This window comes from Klebsiella africana, from assembly GCF_020526085.1.
GTDB lineage: Bacteria > Pseudomonadota > Gammaproteobacteria > Enterobacterales > Enterobacteriaceae > Klebsiella > Klebsiella africana.
On sequence record NZ_CP084874.1, the window covers coordinates 3,574,229 to 3,593,383 of the forward strand.

12 protein-coding genes are annotated in these 19,155 nt (G+C 59.3%); 4 read left to right on the forward strand and 8 right to left on the reverse strand.

What is annotated here, in order from left to right; translation table 11 throughout:
- Positions 1-734: 734 nt before the first annotated feature.
- The 6 genes from LGL98_RS17305 to hutI form a co-directional block, all read right to left on the reverse strand.
- The gene (locus LGL98_RS17305) at positions 735-2,117 is read right to left on the reverse strand and encodes an amino acid permease (protein ID WP_136029640.1); all 1,383 of its coding nucleotides are present in this window, start codon (positions 2,115-2,117) and stop codon (positions 735-737) included.
- Positions 2,118-2,215: 98 nt separating this feature from the next.
- Complete coding sequence (gene hutH / locus LGL98_RS17310; RefSeq protein WP_136029642.1) at positions 2,216-3,742, reverse strand: histidine ammonia-lyase; 1,527 nt, start codon at positions 3,740-3,742, stop codon at positions 2,216-2,218.
- Positions 3,739-5,427, reverse strand: coding sequence for a urocanate hydratase (hutU, locus tag LGL98_RS17315; RefSeq protein WP_136029644.1), 1,689 nt, complete (start codon positions 5,425-5,427; stop codon positions 3,739-3,741). The genes hutH and hutU overlap by 4 nt, the downstream gene beginning before the upstream one ends.
- Before the next feature lie 142 nt (positions 5,428-5,569).
- Positions 5,570-6,295 carry a histidine utilization repressor gene (locus LGL98_RS17320; protein ID WP_136029646.1) on the reverse strand — a complete coding sequence of 242 codons (726 nt, stop codon included), beginning with the start codon at positions 6,293-6,295 and terminating at the stop codon, positions 5,570-5,572.
- Between the two features lie 57 nt (positions 6,296-6,352).
- Positions 6,353-7,309: a formimidoylglutamase gene (hutG, locus tag LGL98_RS17325; protein WP_136029648.1), complete on the reverse strand. Its 957-nt coding sequence runs from the start codon at positions 7,307-7,309 to the stop codon at positions 6,353-6,355.
- The gene (gene hutI / locus LGL98_RS17330) at positions 7,306-8,625 is read right to left on the reverse strand and encodes an imidazolonepropionase (protein WP_168435197.1); all 1,320 of its coding nucleotides are present in this window, start codon (positions 8,623-8,625) and stop codon (positions 7,306-7,308) included. The genes hutG and hutI overlap by 4 nt, the downstream gene beginning before the upstream one ends.
- 154 nt (positions 8,626-8,779) lie before the next feature.
- Between hutI and LGL98_RS17335 the strand changes: the two genes are divergently transcribed.
- Complete coding sequence (locus LGL98_RS17335) at positions 8,780-10,063, forward strand: putative acyl-CoA thioester hydrolase (protein WP_136029652.1); 1,284 nt, start codon at positions 8,780-8,782, stop codon at positions 10,061-10,063.
- A 273-nt stretch (positions 10,064-10,336) separates the two neighbouring features.
- Here LGL98_RS17335 and LGL98_RS17340 read toward each other — a convergent pair whose 3' ends face one another.
- Positions 10,337-13,024 (reverse strand): cation-transporting P-type ATPase, encoded by a 2,688-nt coding sequence (locus LGL98_RS17340; protein WP_136029654.1) that lies wholly within the window; start codon positions 13,022-13,024, stop codon positions 10,337-10,339.
- 42 nt (positions 13,025-13,066) lie between these two features.
- Entirely contained in the window at positions 13,067-13,498 is a 432-nt protein-coding gene (locus LGL98_RS17345; RefSeq protein ID WP_136029656.1) for a universal stress protein, read from the reverse strand.
- Between the two features lie 533 nt (positions 13,499-14,031).
- Here LGL98_RS17345 and LGL98_RS17350 point away from each other — a divergent pair.
- The 3 genes from LGL98_RS17350 to LGL98_RS17360 are packed head-to-tail and all read left to right on the forward strand — an operon-like array spanning position 14,032 to position 19,145.
- Positions 14,032-15,117, forward strand: a complete 1,086-nt coding sequence (locus LGL98_RS17350) for an efflux RND transporter periplasmic adaptor subunit (RefSeq protein WP_136029657.1) — start codon at positions 14,032-14,034, stop codon at positions 15,115-15,117.
- Positions 15,118-18,183, forward strand: a complete 3,066-nt coding sequence (locus LGL98_RS17355) for an efflux RND transporter permease subunit (protein ID WP_136029659.1) — start codon at positions 15,118-15,120, stop codon at positions 18,181-18,183.
- A gap of 38 nt (positions 18,184-18,221) precedes the next feature.
- Positions 18,222-19,145 (forward strand): acyltransferase, encoded by a 924-nt coding sequence (locus LGL98_RS17360; protein ID WP_168435198.1) that lies wholly within the window; start codon positions 18,222-18,224, stop codon positions 19,143-19,145.
- Positions 19,146-19,155 lie beyond the last annotated feature (10 nt).

Here is a 19,155-nt window from a genome sequence, read left to right on the forward strand (position 1 = left end):
GCTTGCGCCTTATCCGGGCAACCCGCGGTGCCGGTATATTGTCGGGTGGCGCTTCGCTTACCCGACCTACAATCCCCCCAGGCCCACGCAAGAGAAGCGCCGCCGGGCAAGCGTTGATTACCTTCCAGGCAGCCCTGTTGCGCGGTTATTTTGCCGGGCGGCGGCTGACGCCTTACCCGGCCTACGGGGTCCAGACCCAGTATGTGAATCGCCGCCGAACATGGGGCCGCTGAAACTGCCGGGGCTGGCGGCCTCAACATCGCTGAGACGTTCCCGGAAGGCCGGGGCAGCCCGCATGGATGCGGGCTGAGGGCCGTGTTTTGCAAGGACGCTGCCTCGGCCCGACCCGAAGCCTGCAGGGATAAGTCGAAGGCACCACGCAGTGGCGATGTTGCTGGCCGAAGCCCGGGGGTACAGGGGGCGGCGGCGACTGGCCGCCCCCTGTGCGCTCCCTGCGCCATGAGTGACATAACGTAGAAGACATTTCGGGAGCGCAATGTGCTCGGAATTAATACAAAACAACTGTTTTTACCGGATTAAAACCGTTACAAGCCGATAGCAGTATCTACAATACCCCCAGGCCCGCGCAAGCGCAGCGCCGCCGGGCGATTGCCGCGGGCACGGAGCCGCTTTTATGCCGGGCGGCGGCTGACGCCTTGCCCGGCCTACAGGGGCCTCTCCCAAGCTCACACCTCGTAGCCCCGGCAAGCGTAGCGCCACTGGGGAGATTGACCTTACTGTTCAGTGGCCACCTGCAGCGCGGTTTTACGCACCCGCGCGTACCACACCAACGTCAGCAGCCCCAGCCAGACCAGGCCGGCGATCAGCGCCATCCGCGTCTCGGCAAACATCCCCAGCACGGCGATGACCAGCCCCATAAACAGCAGCGTCAACAGCGGCGCAACCGGCCAGAACGGAATGGGAAAGGCAATCTGGCTGCGCTCTTCGGCAGACAAACCGCGGCGCATGGCGAAATGGGATAGCAGAATCATCAGCCACACCCATACCGTGGCGAATGCCGCCAGCGAGGCAATTAGCACAAATACCTGCTCGGGGATCAGATAGTTCAGCACCACCGCCGCCAGCAGCGCGCCGCCCATGACCACCACCGTCATCCAGGGTACGCCGTTGCTGGCGATGCGCTGGAAGCTTTTTGGCGCCAGCCCCTCTTTCGACATGCCGTACATCATGCGTCCGGCGCCAAAAATATCGCTGTTAATCGCCGAGATGCTGGCGCTGATCACGATGATGTTAAGGATGGTCGCCGCCGCCGGGATCCCCAGACCGTCGAAAATAAGCACAAACGGACTCCCCTGTTCGCCAAAGCTATTCCACGGGAAAATGGCCATCAGCACCGCCAGGGTGCAGACGTAGAACAGGATAATGCGCAGCGGAATGGTATTGATGGCCTGCGGGATCACCTTCTTCGGATCCTTCGCTTCCGCGGCGGTGACGCCGATAATCTCCACCCCGCCGAAGGCGAACATCACGATACCGAGCGAGGCGATGACGCCCTGCCAGCCGTTAGGGGCAAAGCCGCCGTGGCTCCAGAGGTTTTCCAGCCCGGTGGCCGGGAAGCTGTGGCCAAAGCCAAAGAAGATGATCCCCGCCCCCGCCAGCATCATGGCGATAATCGCCACCACCTTCACCAGCGACAGCCAGAACTCCATCTCGCCAAATACCCGCACGTTGCACAGGTTCATCGCACCGATAAAGAAGATGATGCTGAGGATCCAGATCCAGCGCGGCACATCGGGGTACCACAATCCCATATAGATGCCGAAGGCGGTGACGTCGGCCAGGGCGACGATCACCATTTCAAAGGTGTAGGTCCAGCCGGTAATAAACCCGGCCAGCGGCCCGAGATACTGACGGGCGTAGCTGCCAAAGGAGCCGGAAACCGGATTGCGCACCGCCATCTCGCCTAGCGCGCGCATGACGATAAACACCGCCGCGCCGCCAATCAGATAGGCCAGCAGCACCGCCGGGCCCGCCGCTTTGATGGCGGAGGCCGAGCCATAGAACAGCCCGGTGCCGATAGCGGAGCCGAGCGCAATAAACCGAATGTGTCGGGCATTGAGCCCGCGCAGCAGATGTGGCTTGTGTTGTTGTTGCATATACAGGTGTCCTGATTTTTTTATATGACGACAAATATGCGATGTAGGGCGGTCGGGGGAATGACGTCCCCCGACGCGGGTACAGAGAACAACGGTGATTAATGCAGTACGGCAGGCAGCAGACGCGTCAGGTGACGGGCCGCCAGAAGCGCAATGGCGTTATCGATATCCGGGGCGAAGTAGCGATCCTGCGAATAGTGCGGCACGCGTTCGCGCAGCAAGTGACGCGCTTCTTCCAGCAGCGGACTGGTGGTCAGTCCTTCGCGCATATCCAGCCCCTGCGCTGCCGCCAGCCACTCAACGGCCAGTACGCCGCGGGTGTTCTCAGCCATCGCCCACAGGCGGCGACCGGCGGCCGGCGCCATCGAGACGTGGTCTTCCTGGTTGGCGGAGGTGGGCAGACTGTCAACGCTATGCGGGTGCGACAGCGCTTTGTTTTCACTGGCTAACGCCGCCGCCGTGACCTGGGCAATCATAAAACCGGAGTTGACGCCGCCATTTTTCACAAGGAACGGCGGCAGCTGCGACATATGGCTGTCCATCATCAGCGCGATGCGACGCTCGGAAAGCGAGCCGATTTCGGCGATCGCCAGCGCGATATTATCCGCCGCCATCGCCACCGGTTCGGCATGGAAGTTACCGCCGGAGATGACGTCATTTTCGGCGGCAAAGACCAGCGGGTTATCGGAGACCGCGTTGGCTTCAGACAGCAGCACCTCAGCCGCCTGGCGGATCTGCGTCAGGCACGCGCCCATCACCTGCGGCTGGCAGCGCAGGGAGTACGGGTCCTGCACCTTGCTGCAGTTATGGTGCGACTGCGAGATCGCGCTATCGTCGGTCAACAGGTGGCGATACAGCGCCGCCGCATCAATCTGCCCGCGCTGGCCGCGCACTTCATGGATGCGCGCATCAAACGGACGACGTGAGCCCAGCGCCGCTTCGGTGGTTAACGCCCCGCAAACGACCGCGGAGGCGAACAGATCCTCGGCTTCGAACAGGCCGCGCAGCGCAAAGGCCGTCGACGCCTGGGTGCCGTTCAGCAGCGCCAGACCTTCTTTCGCCGCGAGGGTAATCGGCTCCAGCCCCACCTGACGCAGCGCTTCGGTGGCCGGCAGCCATTCGCCGCCGCGTACCCGCGCTTTGCCTTCGCCAAGCAGGGTCAGCGACATATGCGCCAGCGGCGCGAGGTCGCCGGAAGCGCCGACGGAGCCTTTCGCCGGGATCCACGGCGTCACGCCGGCATTCACCAGGCCAATCAGCGCCTGGATCACGCTCAGGCGGATCCCGGAGAAACCGCGGGACAGACTGTTAATCTTCAGCACCATAATCAAGCGCGCCAGGTCATCATCCAGCGGCTCGCCAACGCCCGCCGCATGGGACAGAACCAGCGAACGCTGCAGGTTCTCCAGATCTTCCGTCGAGATACGGGTCTGCGCCAGCAGGCCAAAACCGGTATTGATACCGTAGGCGGTCCGCCCTTCGGCGAGGATGGCGTTAACGCAGGCCACGCTCTCATCAATCGCGGCAAACGCGCTGCTATCGAGGGTGATGTTCAGCGGGTGGCTGTAAACATCGCGGAGCTGCGACAGGCTCAGTTGCCCCGGAATTAGCGTTAAAGATTTCATTTCACGTTCCCCTGCGTTGCCGCCACCATCGGAAGATTCAGACCTTGTTCCACCGCGCATTCAATGGCGATATCGTAACCCGCGTCAGCATGTCGCATCACGCCGGTCGCCGGGTCGTTATGCAGGACGCGAGCAATACGCGCCGCCGCTTCATCGGTACCGTCACAGACGATAACCATCCCGGAGTGCTGCGAGAAGCCCATGCCTACCCCGCCGCCGTGGTGCAGCGACACCCAGGTCGCGCCGCTGGCGGTGTTAAGCAGGGCGTTGAGCAGCGGCCAGTCGGATACCGCATCCGAGCCGTCGCGCATGGCTTCGGTTTCGCGGTTCGGGCTGGCGACGGAGCCGGAATCAAGGTGATCGCGGCCAATGACGATCGGCGCGGAGACTTCGCCGCTGCGCACCATTTCGTTAAACGCCAGACCGAGCTTTTGCCGCCACTCCAGACCGACCCAGCAGATACGCGCCGGCAGTCCCTGGAAGCTGATGCGCTCGCGCGCCATATCCAGCCAGTGGTGCAGATGGTGATCATCTTTAATGATCTCTTTCACTTTTGCGTCGGTTTTGTAGATATCCTGCGGATCGCCGGACAGCGCTACCCAACGGAACGGGCCGATACCGCGGCAGAACAGCGGGCGAATATACGCCGGCACGAAGCCCGGGAAATCGAAGGCGTTGCTGACACCCATTTCCTGCGCCATCTGGCGGATGTTGTTGCCGTAGTCGAAGGTCGGTACGCCCATTTCATTAAAGGCCAGCATCGCCTGCACGTGGTCGGCCATCGAGCGTTTCGCCGCCAGAATGGTGCCCTGCGGGTCGGATTCGGCTTTCTGCTGATACTCTTCCCAGTTCCAGCCTTTCGGCAGATAGCCGTGCAGCGGGTCGTGGGCACTGGTCTGGTCGGTGACCATATCCGGGCGCACGCCGCGCTTCACCAGCTCCGGCACAATCTCCGCGGCGTTGCCGCACAGCGCGATGGAGATGGCGCGGCCTTCGGCGGTGTATTTCTTGATGCGTGCCAGGGCGTCATCCAGCGAGGTGGCTTGTTCATCCACGTAGCGGGTACGCAGACGGAAATCGATGCGGCTCTGCTGGCATTCAATGTTCAGCGAGCAGGCGCCCGCCAGCGTCGCGGCCAGCGGCTGCGCGCCGCCCATTCCGCCCAGACCGGCGGTTAACACCCAGCGGCCTTTCAGGCTGCCCTGATAGTGCTGGCGACCGGCTTCGACGAAAGTTTCGTAGGTGCCCTGCACGATGCCCTGGCTACCGATATAGATCCAGCTGCCGGCGGTCATCTGGCCGTACATCGCCAGCCCTTTGGCATCCAGCTCGTTAAAGTGTTCCCAGGTGGCCCAGTGCGGGACCAGGTTGGAGTTGGCGATCAGCACGCGCGGTGAGTTTTCATGCGTTTTAAAGACGCCGACCGGTTTACCGGACTGCACCAGCAGGGTTTCGTCGCCTTCCAGGTTTTTCAGCGCCTTCACGATAGCGTCATAGCATTCCCAGTTGCGCGCAGCGCGACCAATACCGCCATAGACCACCAGCTCATGCGGGTTTTCGGCGACATCGGGATCGAGGTTATTCATTAACATACGCAGCGGCGCTTCGGTCAACCAGCTCTTGGCGGTAAGCGTCGTGCCTCTTGGCGCACGGACGTCCAGCTGGCGATATTTGCTTTGCGACATCGGGGTTTCTCCTGACAATGAACGTTGTGTACGTAGATACATATACTTGTCTATACAAGCATGCGCAAGCCAGGATTTAACAGAAATGATACAATTTTGTTATATTGCGTCAGCAATCACGTTTTGCTGACGCCAGCGTGGATCAGGAACCAAAGCGCCCCTGCAGACGATAACGGCTACCGGGGAACAGCAGGCGCGCGTGAGAGACAATGTGGGTTGTAGACCAGGTGCGGCGGCGGATCAGCAGGCATGGGTCGTGGGCGTGAATATGCAGCAGGGCACACTCTTCCGCCGTGGCCTGCACCGCTTCAACAATATGTTCACCTTCGGTTAACGGCGCAATCAGCGACAGGTAATCATGCGGCGTGGTGGCGGTGTAATCCTGATGCAGATAGTCCGGTACCACCGCGGCATTCACGCAGCGATCTTCGATTTGCACCGGCACCTCGTTTTCGTAATGGACCATCAGCGAGTGAAAGATGCGGGTGCCTTCCGGGACGCTGAGCGCCGTCGCCTGAATATGATCCGCCCGGGTCTCCTCCAGCAGGAGCACCTCACAGCGGTGCTGATGATGACGGGCAACAATTTCCGCCGCAATGCTGCGCACTTCAAACAGCGCCGACTGCCCTTTCGGCTCGGCGACAAAGGTTCCCACCCCTTGCAACCTGACCAGCAGGCCTTCGTCCGTCAGCTCGCGCAGCGCGCGGTTGATAGTCATCCGGCTGAAGCCGAACTGGGCTACCAACTCGGCTTCCGAAGGGATACGGTCATGTGGTCGCCAGACGCCGCTGTGGATCTTTTCACCGATAGCCTGCTTCACCTTCTCATAAAAAGGCGCGGGCGCGGAACGGGGTTGTTGTGAAAACATAGCCTGGCTTTCCTTTTGCAAAATGGGCGGCGAAGCCCCCAGAATATACCGGAATGGCTACTGCCACCAATGGGCGATTTGCCATGCCAGACGGGCCGCCGCGCGGGCGCCCTGTCCGTCGATGTCAAATTGCGGATTAAACTCGACCAAATCCACCGCCTGTAGCTTGCCGCTGCGGCACAACGGCTCAACGATGCGCAGCAGCGTGGCCAGCGGCACGCCCAGCGCCGCCGGGGCCGACACCGCCGGCATTTCTCGCGCCGGCAGCACATCGAGATCGATAGTCAGATATAGACGATCGTATTGCGCGATATTGCGCTCAAGCTCCGCCAGCACGCGAGTTTCGAAGGCTGTCAGCACCTCCAGATCCTCAACGATAGTCACCTGGCGGCGCGCCGCTTCATCCCACAGCGCCTGGGTGTTCGCCGCCCGGCTCACGCCGATGCAGGTATAGTGAAAACCGCGCTGCTGCGCGTCACACTCCAGCGCCAGCTGGCGGAACGGCGTCCCGGAGCTGGCGCAGTCGGCAAAGCGCAGATCCAGATGCGCATCGAGATTAATAATGCCCACCTTTTCGCCCGGGAAGGCATCCAGTACCCCGGCGCCGTGGCCGAAGGCCGTCTCGTGGCCGCCGCCCAGGACCAGCGTGCGTTTACCCGCCCGCTGACAGTCGGCCACCGCCTCGCGCAGCGCCTGATGCGCGGCTTCTAACTGCTCGCCGTCGACGCTGATGGTGCCCATATCCACGCAGCGGTCATGGCCCTGATGGCTGGCCATGTTGGCCAACGCGCGGCGCAGCGTTTCCGGGCCATGCGCGGCGCCGGTGCGCCCTTTGTTACGCCGGACCCCTTCGTCGCAGGCGAAGCCAAGCAGTGCGATATCGCCAGGCATCTCCTGCGGGGCGAAGTGTTCCGCGCGGGCGATGGTCTGGAACAGGCGTAGCGCATTGGGCGCTTCCGCGCTATCGTCGCGCCCCTGCCAGAGACTGGCGGGCGTAGCTTGCCACAGCATCATTGCAGTTCTCCTCGTACCACACGCCCCCAGAGCGGACTGCGCCCCGGCTCATACACCATTTCGACCGGATGCTCAGCATCCCAGATAGCAAAGTTAGCGACAAAGCCCGCCGCCAGCTGACCGTGACTCTCCTGTCGCCCCAGCGCCCGCGCAGCATGGCGTGTGACGCCGGCCCACGCCTCTTCCGGCGTCAGGCCAAACTTAACGCAGGCCATATTCATCGCCAGATGCAGACTGGCGAAGGGGCTGGTGCCCGGGTTGAAATCGGTCGCCACCGCCATCGGCACCTGGTACTTGCGCAGCAGTTCCACCGGCGGTTTGCGGGTTTCATTAAGGAAGTAGAACGCGCCGGGGAGCAGGGCTGCCACGGTGCCGCTTTCGCGCATCGCCGCCACGCCCTCTTCCGTCAGATACTCGATATGGTCGGCGGAAAGCCCATGATAGCGGCTCACCAGTTGAGCGCCGCCCAGCGACGAGAGCTGCTCAACGTGGCCTTTTACCGGAATGCCCAGCGCCTGCGCCGCCTGAAAGACGCGCTCAGTTTGCTGCGGGCTGAAGCCGACGTTTTCACAGAAGACGTCAACGCTTTCAAACAATCCCTCCTGCCACAGCGTCGGCAGTATGGTCTCGCAGACCAGCGAGATATAGCCATCGGCGTCGCCATGATATTCCGGCGGAGTGGCGTGGGCGGAGAGCAGCGTCGCCGACAGTTCCACGCCATTATGATCGGCCAGTTGTCGAGCGACCCGCAGCATTTTGCGTTCGTTTGGCAGGTCCAGGCCGTAGCCGGATTTGATCTCCAGGGTGGTCACCCCTTCACGCAGCAGACGGGCCAGCCGCGGCTGGGCCAGCGCCAGTAGTTCAGCTTCGCTGCTGTCGCGCGTGGCGCGCACGGTGGAGTTAATTCCGCCGCCGCTGGCGCTGATGGTTTGATAGGAGACGCCGTTCAGTCGCTGCTCCCACTCCTGCGCCCGGCTGCCGCCGAAGACGAGATGGGTATGGCAGTCGATTAATCCCGGCGTGACCAGCCGGCCTTTAAGATCGATACTGCGCCCGCTGGGAACGTCATCTTCGGGAACAATCGCCGCAATGCGACCGTCACGCACCAGCAGCGCATGGTGCTCCAGCAGGCCGTACGGTTGAGCGTAATCGGGGTTCAGGGTGGCGAGACGCACGTTTCGCCAGATAACGCGTTCAGAGGTGGCTTGAGTCATAGCGCTTAACTTGTCATGGGTTGTATAGACATTTATTTTCATAACGCCGATAAAGTCAACAATAGCGCGGGGAAATGTTATTTTTTTGTGACTAAAGACCATCCAGCAGGACTGCACGTTGCGTAAAGACGGTAAGTTTTTCCGCCCATGTCTTCCCGTTTCGTTCAAGTTAGTATAAAACAGCAGGTTTTAAAGGACTTATACCCTGGCGTCTCAGCCGGGGTATTTCACTACGCTTAATTTTGCCCGGAGCAACATGAACACATATTCCGTTTCCCGTCTGGCGCTGGCGCTGGCCTTCGGCGTGACGCTGTCCGCCTGTAGCTCGACGCCTGCCGATCAACAGCCCTCAACGCAGACTGCACCGGGCACTACCGCGCGTCCCATACTCAACGCCGAAGAAGCGAAAAACTTCACGCCGGCGGCCTATTTCCAGTCGCTGGCTCCCAATACCGCCGCCTGGACGCCGTCTGCTATCAGCCTGCCGGCGCAGCCTGACTTTATCGTCGGTCCTGCGGGAACCCAGGGCGTAACCCATACCACCATTCAGGCGGCGGTGGATGCGGCGATTGCTCGTCACTCTAACCGTCGTCTGTATATCGCGATTATGCCAGGCGAGTACCCGGGAACCGTCTACGTTCCGGCGGCGCCGGGCGCCCTGACCCTGTATGGTACCGGCGATAAGCCAATTGACGTGAAAATCAGCGAAGCCATTGATTCCGAGATGGATCGCAACACCTGGCGTCGTCTGGTCAATCCAGGCGGTAAATATATGCCGGGTAAACCGGCGTGGTATATGTTCGACAGTTGCCAAAGCAAATCCACGGCGACCGTCGGCGTGATGTGTTCCGCAGTCTTCTGGTCACAGAATAATGGTCTGCAGCTGCAGAACCTGACCATCGCCAACAACCTCGGCGACAGCGTTGACGCCGGTACCCACCAGGCGGTGGCCTTGCGCAGCGATGGCGACCAGGTGCAGATCAATAAGGTCAATATTCTTGGCCGTCAGAACACCTTCTTCGTGACCAACAGCGGCGTGCAGAACCGTCTGCAGGACAACCGTCAGACCCGCACGCTGGTGACCAACAGCTACATTGAAGGCGATGTGGATATCGTTTCCGGTCGCGGTGCAGTGGTATTTGATAACACCGACTTCCGCGTGGTGAACTCGCGCACCCAGAAAGAGGCCTATGTCTTCGCGCCGGCCACCCTGAAAAGCGTGACCTACGGCTTCCTGGCGACCAACAGCCGCTTCACCGCCTCCGGCGATAACGTCGCGCAATTAGGCCGCGCGCTGGACGTCGATGGCAACAGCAATGGCCAGGTGGTGATCCGCGACAGCGCTATCAATGAAGGCTTTAATATTGCCCAGCCGTGGGCTGCGGCGGTAGGATCCAGCCGTCCGTTCAACGGCAACACCGGCAGCGCCGATGACAAAGGCAATCTGCAGCGCAACCTCAACGACAACGGCTTCAACCGCATGTGGGAGTACAACAACCGCGGCGTGGGAAGCACGGTGGTCGCCGAGCCGAAGCAGTAAAGCGCAACAAGCATGAACCATAATAAAAGAGAGGGCGATGCCCTCTCTCAGACTGCTGACAACGTGCAATCTTCAGGAATTGCCCGGCGGCGCTGCGCTTGCGCGGGCCTAGAGCTAACTGCATAACGGTTTGATATTGAAGTCTTTCGTAGGCCGGGTCAGGCGAATGCCGCCACCCGGCAAAAATGCGAGCACAATGACGAAACAGGTTTGTCGTCAGCCAGAGAGGGGGCAATGCCCCCTCTTTTCTTTTTCGTTCAGCGCTTCACGCCGTCAGGCGGAACGCCATTTGCGGGTCAGCGGCTTTTCCAGTTCGACGATCAGGAACATGGCGAAACCGATGATAAAAGTGATCACCCAGTAGCGGAACGGCAGTCCGGTGGTGCCGAACAGCATCTGCATAAACGGCGCATAAATAATCAGCAGCTGCAGGACCAGCAGCACACCGCTAACCACCCAGATCCCTTTGTTGGCCAGCAGGCCTTTGGTTAACGAGAAGCCATCCGACACGCGGCAGTTCAGCATATAGAACCACTGCGCGGTGACCAGGGTCTGCAGCAGCACGGTCCGGATAAACTCTGGCGAATAGCCTCGCGGCTGCAGCCAGGCCTCGAGAATAAAGGCGCTAACCGCAATCATCGATCCCACAAACGCCACGCGCCAGATGGCAAAGCCGTCCATCACGTGCAGTTTGGGGTCGCGCGGTGGTCGTCGCATGATATTTTTCTCGCCGGCTTCAAACGCCAGGCCAAACGACAGCGTGGCCGAGGTGGCCATGTTCATCCACAGGATCAGCACCGGCGTCAGCGGCAGCACGTTACCCGCCAGCAGCGCGATCACGATCAGTAACCCCTGGGCAAGGTTGGTCGGCATGACGAAGAGAATGGTTTTCTTCAGGTTGTCATATACCCGACGCCCCTCGCGGACCGCGCTGGCGATGGTGGCGAAGTTATCATCGGTCAGCACCATATCGGCGGCTTCCTTGGTCACCTCGGTTCCCTTGATCCCCATCGCCACGCCAACGTCAGCCTGCTTCAGCGCTGGAGCATCGTTCACCCCATCGCCGGTCATTCCGACAATCTCTTTCTTGCTCTGCAGAGCCTGCACCAGGCGGAACTTATCTTCCGGGCTGGTGCGAGCAAAGATATCAAACTGCTGCGCGGCCACGCTCAGCTGCGCGTCGTCCATCACCTCCAGCTCGCGCCCGGTTATGGCATTTCCCGCATTGCCAATCCCCAGCATCTTGCCGATGCTCATCGCCGTTTGCGGGTGGTCGCCGGTGATCATTTTCACGCGGATCCCGGCCTGCAGGCAGTCGGCTATCGCCGTGATGGCCTCCGGCCGCGGCGGATCCATCATCCCGGCGACCCCTAGCAAAATCACCTCTTGCTGCAGATCCTGATGGGTCAGTTCGGTCTGGCCTGCGGCAGCTGGCTTCCACGCCGCGGCCACCATCCGTAGTCCTTCCCGGGCGTACTCTTCAATTTTGCCTTCCCAGTACGGCAGATCCAGCGGCTGCAATCCGCTGTCGCTCTGCTGATACTGGCACAGGCGGAACAGGACATCCGGCGCGCCAGTGACCAGCACCACCTCCTCTTCACCCAGCCGGTAGAGGGTCGACATGTATTTATATTGCGAATCAAAAGGAATTTTACTGCGCAGTTCGCTGGTCAGCGGCGGCAGAGTGACCTTCGCCGCCAGCACTTTCAGCGCCCCCTCGGTCGGGCCACCGGTGATTTTCCACAGCCCGCTCTCCTCTTTAATAAGCTGGCTGTCGTTACACAGATCGATGGTGCGTAGATAGCGCTCGAACAGCGAGCCTGGCGCGATCGTGACCGGTGTCGGGTCGTCAATGGCGTGGATCTTACCGACCGGCTCATAGCTGTCCCCTTCCACCCGATAGACGCTGTCGGCAGTGATCACCGCCTTCACCGTCATTTCGTTCATGGTCAGGGTCCCGGTTTTATCCGAGCAGATAACCGTCATCGCACCGAGGGTTTCCACCGTCGGCAGCTTACGGATAATCGCCTTCTGGCGGGCCATCGCCTGCACGCCAAGCGACAGAATAATCGAGATAATCGCCGGCAACCCTTCCGGGACCGATGCCACCGCGAGGCTAATCAACGACAACATCAGTTCGGAAACCGGCATATCGCGGAACAGCAGGCTAAAGACGAACAGCGCCGCCATCATCACCAGAATGAGGATAAAGATGGCTTTGCCCAGCTTGTCCATTTGCACCAGCAACGGCGTGCGGTGTTTCTCAATGCCCGCCATCATCTGGTTAATATGGCCCAGCTCGGTATCGCCGCCGGTGGCCACCACGATCCCTTTCCCCGCCCCAGAGCTGACGGTGGTCCCGGAAAACAACAGGTTGCTGCGATCGCCAAGCGGTAAATCGCCGCTTAGCGGCTCGGTGGTTTTCTCCACCACCGTCGACTCGCCAGTGAGGATCGCCTCTTCCACCCGCAGGTTGTGCGCCTCAATCACACGTAAATCGGCAGGGATACGGTCGCCGGCGCGGATCACCACGATATCGCCAGGCACCAGCGAGGTGGTGGGGATGGTCTCATGGTTGCCCTGACGGATCACCACCGCTTCGCTGGACAGCATATTGCGGATACTCTGCAGCGATTTTTCCGCATTACTCTCCTGAATGAAGCCGATCAGCGCATTGACCACCGCTACCGCGAGGATCACCGACATGTCGATCCAGTGGCCCATTACTGCCTTCAGCAACGCCGCCGCCAGCAGGACATAGATCAGCACATCGTTAAAATGCACAATAAAACGTAGCCAAGCGGGTTTACCCGGCTTCTGCGGCAGGGCATTTTCGCCATACTGCTGCAGGCGCGTGGCCGCTTCTGCTCCACTAATCCCCTCCGGCGTGCTCTGCACGCTGACGAGCGTCTCCTCAACGGAGCGCTGATAGTAGGGCGCGCCCGGTTTATCTGTATTCATACTCTCTCCCTCGATTTCTGAAGCGGAAGTCAGGACGCGTCATCAGCGCACAACGAACACCGGGACATGGGCATAGCGCACAATGTTTGCCGCTTCAGAGCCGAGCAGGTGCGTCTGGATCCCCGGATTGCGCGAACCGACAATCACCACATCCGCTTTCAGCTCATCGGCCAGGGCAATCACTTGATCGCGAATATTGCCACTACGCACATAAAGATGGCTGGCGTCTTCCGCAAGGCCATTTTTCTTCACCAGCTCACTCAGCTTTTCCTTAGCGGTATTAAGCAAATGGTCTTCCATCTTACGGGCATCAGAGATAAATCCGCGGGTTAATACAGGAGAAAAGGCCGGAATAACATGGACAAGATGAATTTGCCCGGCAGAGTGTTGGGCAAGGAATTTCGCATGAGAGAGCGCTTTGTCGGCTAGGCCTGCATCAAACACGTCAACGGGAACAACGATATTTTTATACATGAGATAATCCTTTTATTACCAATACATTGCGTAGTGATGAATAGCCCCTTACAGGGGGAGGAACGAAATCTCAACAACAGAAGCGGCGAGCGGAATAGATGTTATTAAACGTAGCACAGGAAAATTAACATTAGAAAATGACGGATTAATAGACTGAAAAATATTAAAAAAAGCGCTAATTCTGCGTGGTTCTCCTGTACATCTTCCATCAATATCACCCATGCTCGCGGTATTCTCTTTTTTAACACTTCATCTTTTCTCCGACTATGCTGATTACAAGCAGGCGTGCCGCGCCCACAGTCCGTTGGTCGCAGAATGTATGAGATGAAATGCATTCGCGGAGCGGACAGGCATTAAGGGAGAAAATCATGTTTGGTTATAGTCTGTTACGTCTGGGGCTGTTTGTCGCGCTGGCTATTGTCGCCTGCACGCTGGTGGGGCTTTTCACCTATCTGGTCGTCGCCGCGCTCGCCGAATAACCGGGAACGGCAGAATAAAAACGTAAAATAAATCCTGAGTCTGAGGGGAATACTGTGAACCGTTATTTTTCTCTCATCCCGGTTGTTATTTTATTTACAACCGCTTGCGATCAGAAAGCACCGTCCGTTGAGTCCGCCCCGCGCATGGTTAAAGTGGCGCAGGTAACCGCCGTGGGGAATATCCAGCAGCGAACCTTTCCGGCACGTATCGAGTCTGGCGACGCCACCGAGCTGTCGTTTAAGCGGGGCGGCCAGGTGGAGTCGCTGGATATTCGCCAGGGCGCCACCATAACCCAGGGACAAACGCTGGCGCGTCTGAATGCCCGCGAGGCACAGCAGCGGGTCAATGAGCGACAAACGGCAGCCACTCTCGCCCAGCGTCAGTTCGACCGCTTCCAGACTCTGGCCGGGCGCCAGGCGATCTCCCAGGCAGAGATGGACGTGCAGCGCGCCAATCGCGATGCCGCCAACGCGGCCTTAAAAATCGCCCGTGAAGAGCTGGCGCAAATGAGCCTCACCGCGCCCTTCGGCGGGATTGCCGCCGGCGTGCACATCCGTAATCATCAGGTGGTCGCTGCCGGTCAGCCGGTGATCACTCTGACGCGCACCGACCTGCTGGACGTGGTTTTTAGTATTCCGGAAAATCTGTTCACCTCGCTGGATATCCGCAATTCTTCTTACCGTCCGGTCGTCAGGATCAATACCCTGCCGGGCCGCGAGTTTACCGCAGAGTATAAAGAGCATACCGGCAGCAGCGATACCAGCACCCTCACCTGGCAGATCATTTTAACCATGCCGCGGCCGGATGATTTCCCCACCGTCGGCGGGGTCAGCGGCACCGTGACGGTCAATCTCGGCAATTTACCGGCCAGCAGCGGACGGGAAACTCTCGTGGTGCCGGTGGAGGCGGTCTTTAACCCCGATAACCGCCCGAAGAATGAACCGGTCGTCTGGGTGGTGAAAGGCGATAACGCGCATCGGTACCTGGAAGAGCGCAGGGTTATGGTCGGGGAAGTAACCTCGCAGGGCGTGATGATCACCGAAGGGCTCCGCGCGGGTGAACAGGTCGTAGCGGCGGGCGTGAGTGAGCTGCATGCCGGGCAGCCGGTGCGGATTTGGACGCGTGAACGAGGATTATAAATGGACATTTCCCGTCAGTTTATTAATAACCCGACCCGCGTCTGGTTAGCCATTTTGCTGCTGGGGGTGGGGGGGCTGTTCGCCCTGCTCAATATCGGCCGTCTGGAAGATCCTGCCTTCACCATTAAAACGGCGGTGATCGTCACCCACTACCCGGGGGCGTCCGCTCAGCAGGTGGAGGAGGAGGTAACCCTGCCGCTGGAAAACGCGATTCAGCAGCTTCCCTCGCTGGATAACGTCAGCTCCATCTCCTCAAATGGCTTATCGCAAATTACGGTGAATATCGCTTCGCAGTACCATTCCAGCGAGCTGCCACAGATCTGGGATGAGCTACGTCGCCGCGTCGGTGACGCCAGCCGGCTTTTCCCGCCGGGCGTAGTGACCCCTTTCGTTAATGATGACTTTGGCGATGTTTTTGGCTTTTTTTTCGCTATCTCGGGCGACAATTTTACCAATCCTGAGCTGGTGCGCTATGCCGAGCAGCTGCGCCGGGAGCTCGTGCTGGTGCCAGGGGTCGGTAAAGTCGCCCTCGGCGGCGCTATCTCGCAGCAGATCAACGTCGATATCTCACTGGCGAAAATGGCCGCACGCGGGATCACGCTTAACCAGCTCTCCGCCATCCTCAGCCGACTCAACGTGGTGTCCAGCGCCGGGGAGATCCGCGTAGGCAGCGAATCGATCCGCCTCCACCCCACCGGAGAGTTTCAGAATATCGATGAGCTGGGGGACCTGCTGGTCAGCCCACATGGCGCCAGCGCCGCCACCCGACTGCGAGATATTGCCACGCTGTCGCGCGGGCTGAGCGACTCGCCCGCCAGTATCTATCATGCCAACGGCCGCCAGGCGGTGACCATGGGGATATCCTTTATCCCTGGGGTCAACGTCATAGATGTGGGGCATGCCCTCGAAGCCCGACTTCAGCAGATGGCCGCCGACAAACCGGCGGGCATCGACATCGCTGTTTTTTACGATCAGGCAGCTGAGGTTGCCCACTCGGTCAATGGTTTTATTACTAACTTCCTGATGGCCCTGGCGATCGTCGTCGGCGTGCTGCTGGTGTTCATGGGGGTACGCAGCGGGATCATCATTGCGTTGTCGCTGGCGCTCAACGTCCTCGGCACCCTGCTTATCATGTATATCTGGGGGATCGAGCTACAACGGATCTCCCTCGGGGCGCTGATTATCGCCCTGAGTATGCTGGTGGACAATGCCATTGTCATTGTTGAAGGGGTGCTAATCGCCCGCCAGCAAGGATCTCCGCTGCTGGGCGCCGTTAACTACGTGATCCGCCGCTCTGCTCTGCCGCTGCTCGGCGCAACGATCATCGCCATCCTCGCCTTCGCGCCAATTGGCCTCTCACAAGACTCCACCGGGGAGTACTGCAAATCGCTGTTCCAGGTGCTGCTGATCTCCCTGATGCTGAGCTGGTTTTCAGCGTTGACCATCACCCCGGTGCTCATTAAGTGGTGGTTGTTTAAAAACGCCCCGCCGGCCGCCGTCGCGGAGGAAAAAGCCGATCCCTACCGCGGCCGCTTTTACCGCGGCTATCAGCAGATGCTGCAAATACTGCTGCAGCAAAAGACCCTGACCCTGGTGCTGATGGGCGCGCTGTTAGCCGGAGCGATCTGGGGCTTCACCTTCGTCCGGCAGAATTTCTTTCCGTCATCGAATACGCCTATTTTCTTTGTCGACCTGTGGCTGCCCTACGGCACCGATATTAATGCCACCGAGCAGATGACCCGCGATATTGAGCGGTCGATCGCCGGCCAGCCAGGGGTGGTCACCACCGTCTCCACCATCGGCCAGGGTAGTATGCGTTTTATTCTCACCTACAGCGGCCAACGGCAGTACAGCAACTATGCGCAGATCATGGTGCGGATGGACGACCAGCGCAGTATCGCCCCGGTCACTCGCCACGTGGAAACCTGGATCGCCAGAAACTACCCGCAGGTGAACGCCAGCACCAAACGCATTATGTTCGGCCCCTCCGGGGATAGCGCGATTGAGGTGCGGATTAAGGGCCCTGACCCGGACACGCTGCGCGCGCTGGCCAGCCAGGTGGGCGACATTCTCGCCGCGGACCCGGCGACCGACAGCGTGCGTAATGACTGGCAGAACCGCAGCAAAGTGATCCGCCCGCAGTACTCCCCGGCGCTGGGGCGCGAGCTGGGGGTGGATAAACAGGACATTGATAACGCGCTGGAGATGAATTTCTCCGGCAGTCGCGCCGGGTTATATCGCGAGGGCGCCGATCTGCTGCCGGTGATTGTCCGGCCGCCGGAAGCGGAACGACAGGATGCCAACCACCTGAATAATGTGCTGGTCTGGAGCCAGAGTCGGCAGCAGTATATCCCGTTGAGTAACGTCATCAATGGCTTCTCGCTGGAGTGGGAAGATCCATTGATTCTCCGCCGGGATCGCACCCGGGTGCTCACGGTTCAGACCGATCCCAGCCCGCAAAGCGGCCAAACCTCGGGTGATATTCTCGCCCGGGTGAAACCGCGCATTGATGCGCTGACGCTGCCACACGGCTACCGCATTGAATGGGGTGGCGATGCCGAAAATTCCAGCGAGGCGCAGCAAGGGCTGTTCACCACCCTGCCGCTCGGCTATCTGGTGATGTTTATCATTACGGTGCTGATGTTTAGTTCGCTGAAAAACGCCGTCGCCATCTGGCTAACCGTTCCGCTGGCGCTGATCGGCGTCACGCCCGGCTTTCTGCTCACCGGCATCCCGTTTGGCTTTATGGCGTTAATCGGCCTGCTTAGCCTCAGCGGTATGTTGATCCGTAACGGCATTGTGCTGGTTGAAGAGATAGAGCAACAAAAACAGGAGAAAGATCAACGACAAGCCATCATTGATGCGGCAACCTCACGTCTGCGGCCGATCCTGCTGACCGCCTTCACCACCGTGCTTGGCCTTGCCCCGCTGTTGCGCGATGTCTTTTTCCAGAGTATGGCGGTGGTGATTATGTTCGGACTGGCCTTTGCCACCGTACTGACGCTGCTGGTTCTACCGGTGATTTACGCTTGCTTCCACCATAAGGATATGACGCCTCAACGATGAACAGTACCGGTCTGAGCATTATCAAGACGTTAGGCTGTATGACAGCGGTGACCTTTTTCACTATCTATAACACCTGGGATCGCTATGATTATGACTATCACTGGATCCTCGGGCTGCTGACCTTTATCTCGACCATCGCGACGCCGCTGTTTTTTGTGGTGGCCGGTTATCTTGATGCGCAGACCCGCCACGATGCCAACTGGCAAATCGGTAAAATTAAAAGCGTGGTGATCGTCTTTCTGTTCTGGGTGACGGTCTATTATGTCTGGGAGCCTTACCAGCGTGGCTACCTGATCCAGCCTTGGTTTATTTTCGCCCTGATTGTCATCTACACCTTTCATCCGCTGATTGCCTGGCTCAGCCAGCGGCGTGGCCTGTTTTTCGTCGTGGTACTGACGCTGCTGTGCTGCTCCTATGGTTACGACCTGCTCTCGGTGCTCCACCCGGACAAACATCTTTTCAGCCTGCCGCCGCAGTATCGCCTGTGGACCTGGTTACTGTTTTATTTGACCGGGCAGTTATTTAACGATCCAAAGGTCACGGAATGGATACGCCATCCCCGAGTGATTAAAGCCGCAATTATCGCCCTGCCCTTTGTCTATTTATTTACCTGGTTTTATGAGCGTCATTTTTTCTTCGCACTGTTTAAAGCCGATCGCAATGCGTTCATTCTTACGGGATCGCAAATTTATATTCTGATCGTCCTGCTGGTTATCGCTGCTAACGCCGTGCAGTTTAAAAAGAACCGCGAGCTGAAGGAGGCGGTGCTGGCGACGGTCAGCAAAGCAATGACCGGGGTCTATATCCTACACTACTCTGTTTTTCACCTGCTGGTGATGCTGATCCCTGTGCACTCATTAGCCACCAAGCTGGGAGTCATAGCGCTGACCTTTGTCCTGTCGGTGCTCATTTCCCTTGCCGCGCTCTCCAGTACGTTGCTCAAGAAGGTGATTACCCTGTAATCGACAACGC

Bases quoted from the DNA above. Each gene is read 5' to 3' on its own strand.
- LGL98_RS17305 (WP_136029640.1), bottom strand. From the start codon at position 2,117: ATGCAACAACAACACAAGCCACATCTGCTGCGCGGGCTCAATGCCCGA.
- hutH (WP_136029642.1), bottom strand. From the start codon at position 3,742: ATGAAATCTTTAACGCTAATTCCGGGGCAACTGAGCCTGTCGCAGCTC.
- hutU (WP_136029644.1), bottom strand. From the start codon at position 5,427: ATGTCGCAAAGCAAATATCGCCAGCTGGACGTCCGTGCGCCAAGAGGC.
- LGL98_RS17320 (WP_136029646.1), bottom strand. From the start codon at position 6,295: ATGTTTTCACAACAACCCCGTTCCGCGCCCGCGCCTTTTTATGAGAAG.
- hutG (WP_136029648.1), bottom strand. From the start codon at position 7,309: ATGATGCTGTGGCAAGCTACGCCCGCCAGTCTCTGGCAGGGGCGCGAC.
- hutI (WP_168435197.1), bottom strand. From the start codon at position 8,625: ATGGTCTTTAGTCACAAAAAAATAACATTTCCCCGCGCTATTGTTGAC.
- LGL98_RS17335 (WP_136029652.1), top strand. From the start codon at position 8,780: ATGAACACATATTCCGTTTCCCGTCTGGCGCTGGCGCTGGCCTTCGGC.
- LGL98_RS17340 (WP_136029654.1), bottom strand. From the start codon at position 13,024: ATGAATACAGATAAACCGGGCGCGCCCTACTATCAGCGCTCCGTTGAG.
- LGL98_RS17345 (WP_136029656.1), bottom strand. From the start codon at position 13,498: ATGTATAAAAATATCGTTGTTCCCGTTGACGTGTTTGATGCAGGCCTA.
- LGL98_RS17355 (WP_136029659.1), top strand. From the start codon at position 15,118: ATGGACATTTCCCGTCAGTTTATTAATAACCCGACCCGCGTCTGGTTA.
- LGL98_RS17360 (WP_168435198.1), top strand. From the start codon at position 18,222: ATGACAGCGGTGACCTTTTTCACTATCTATAACACCTGGGATCGCTAT.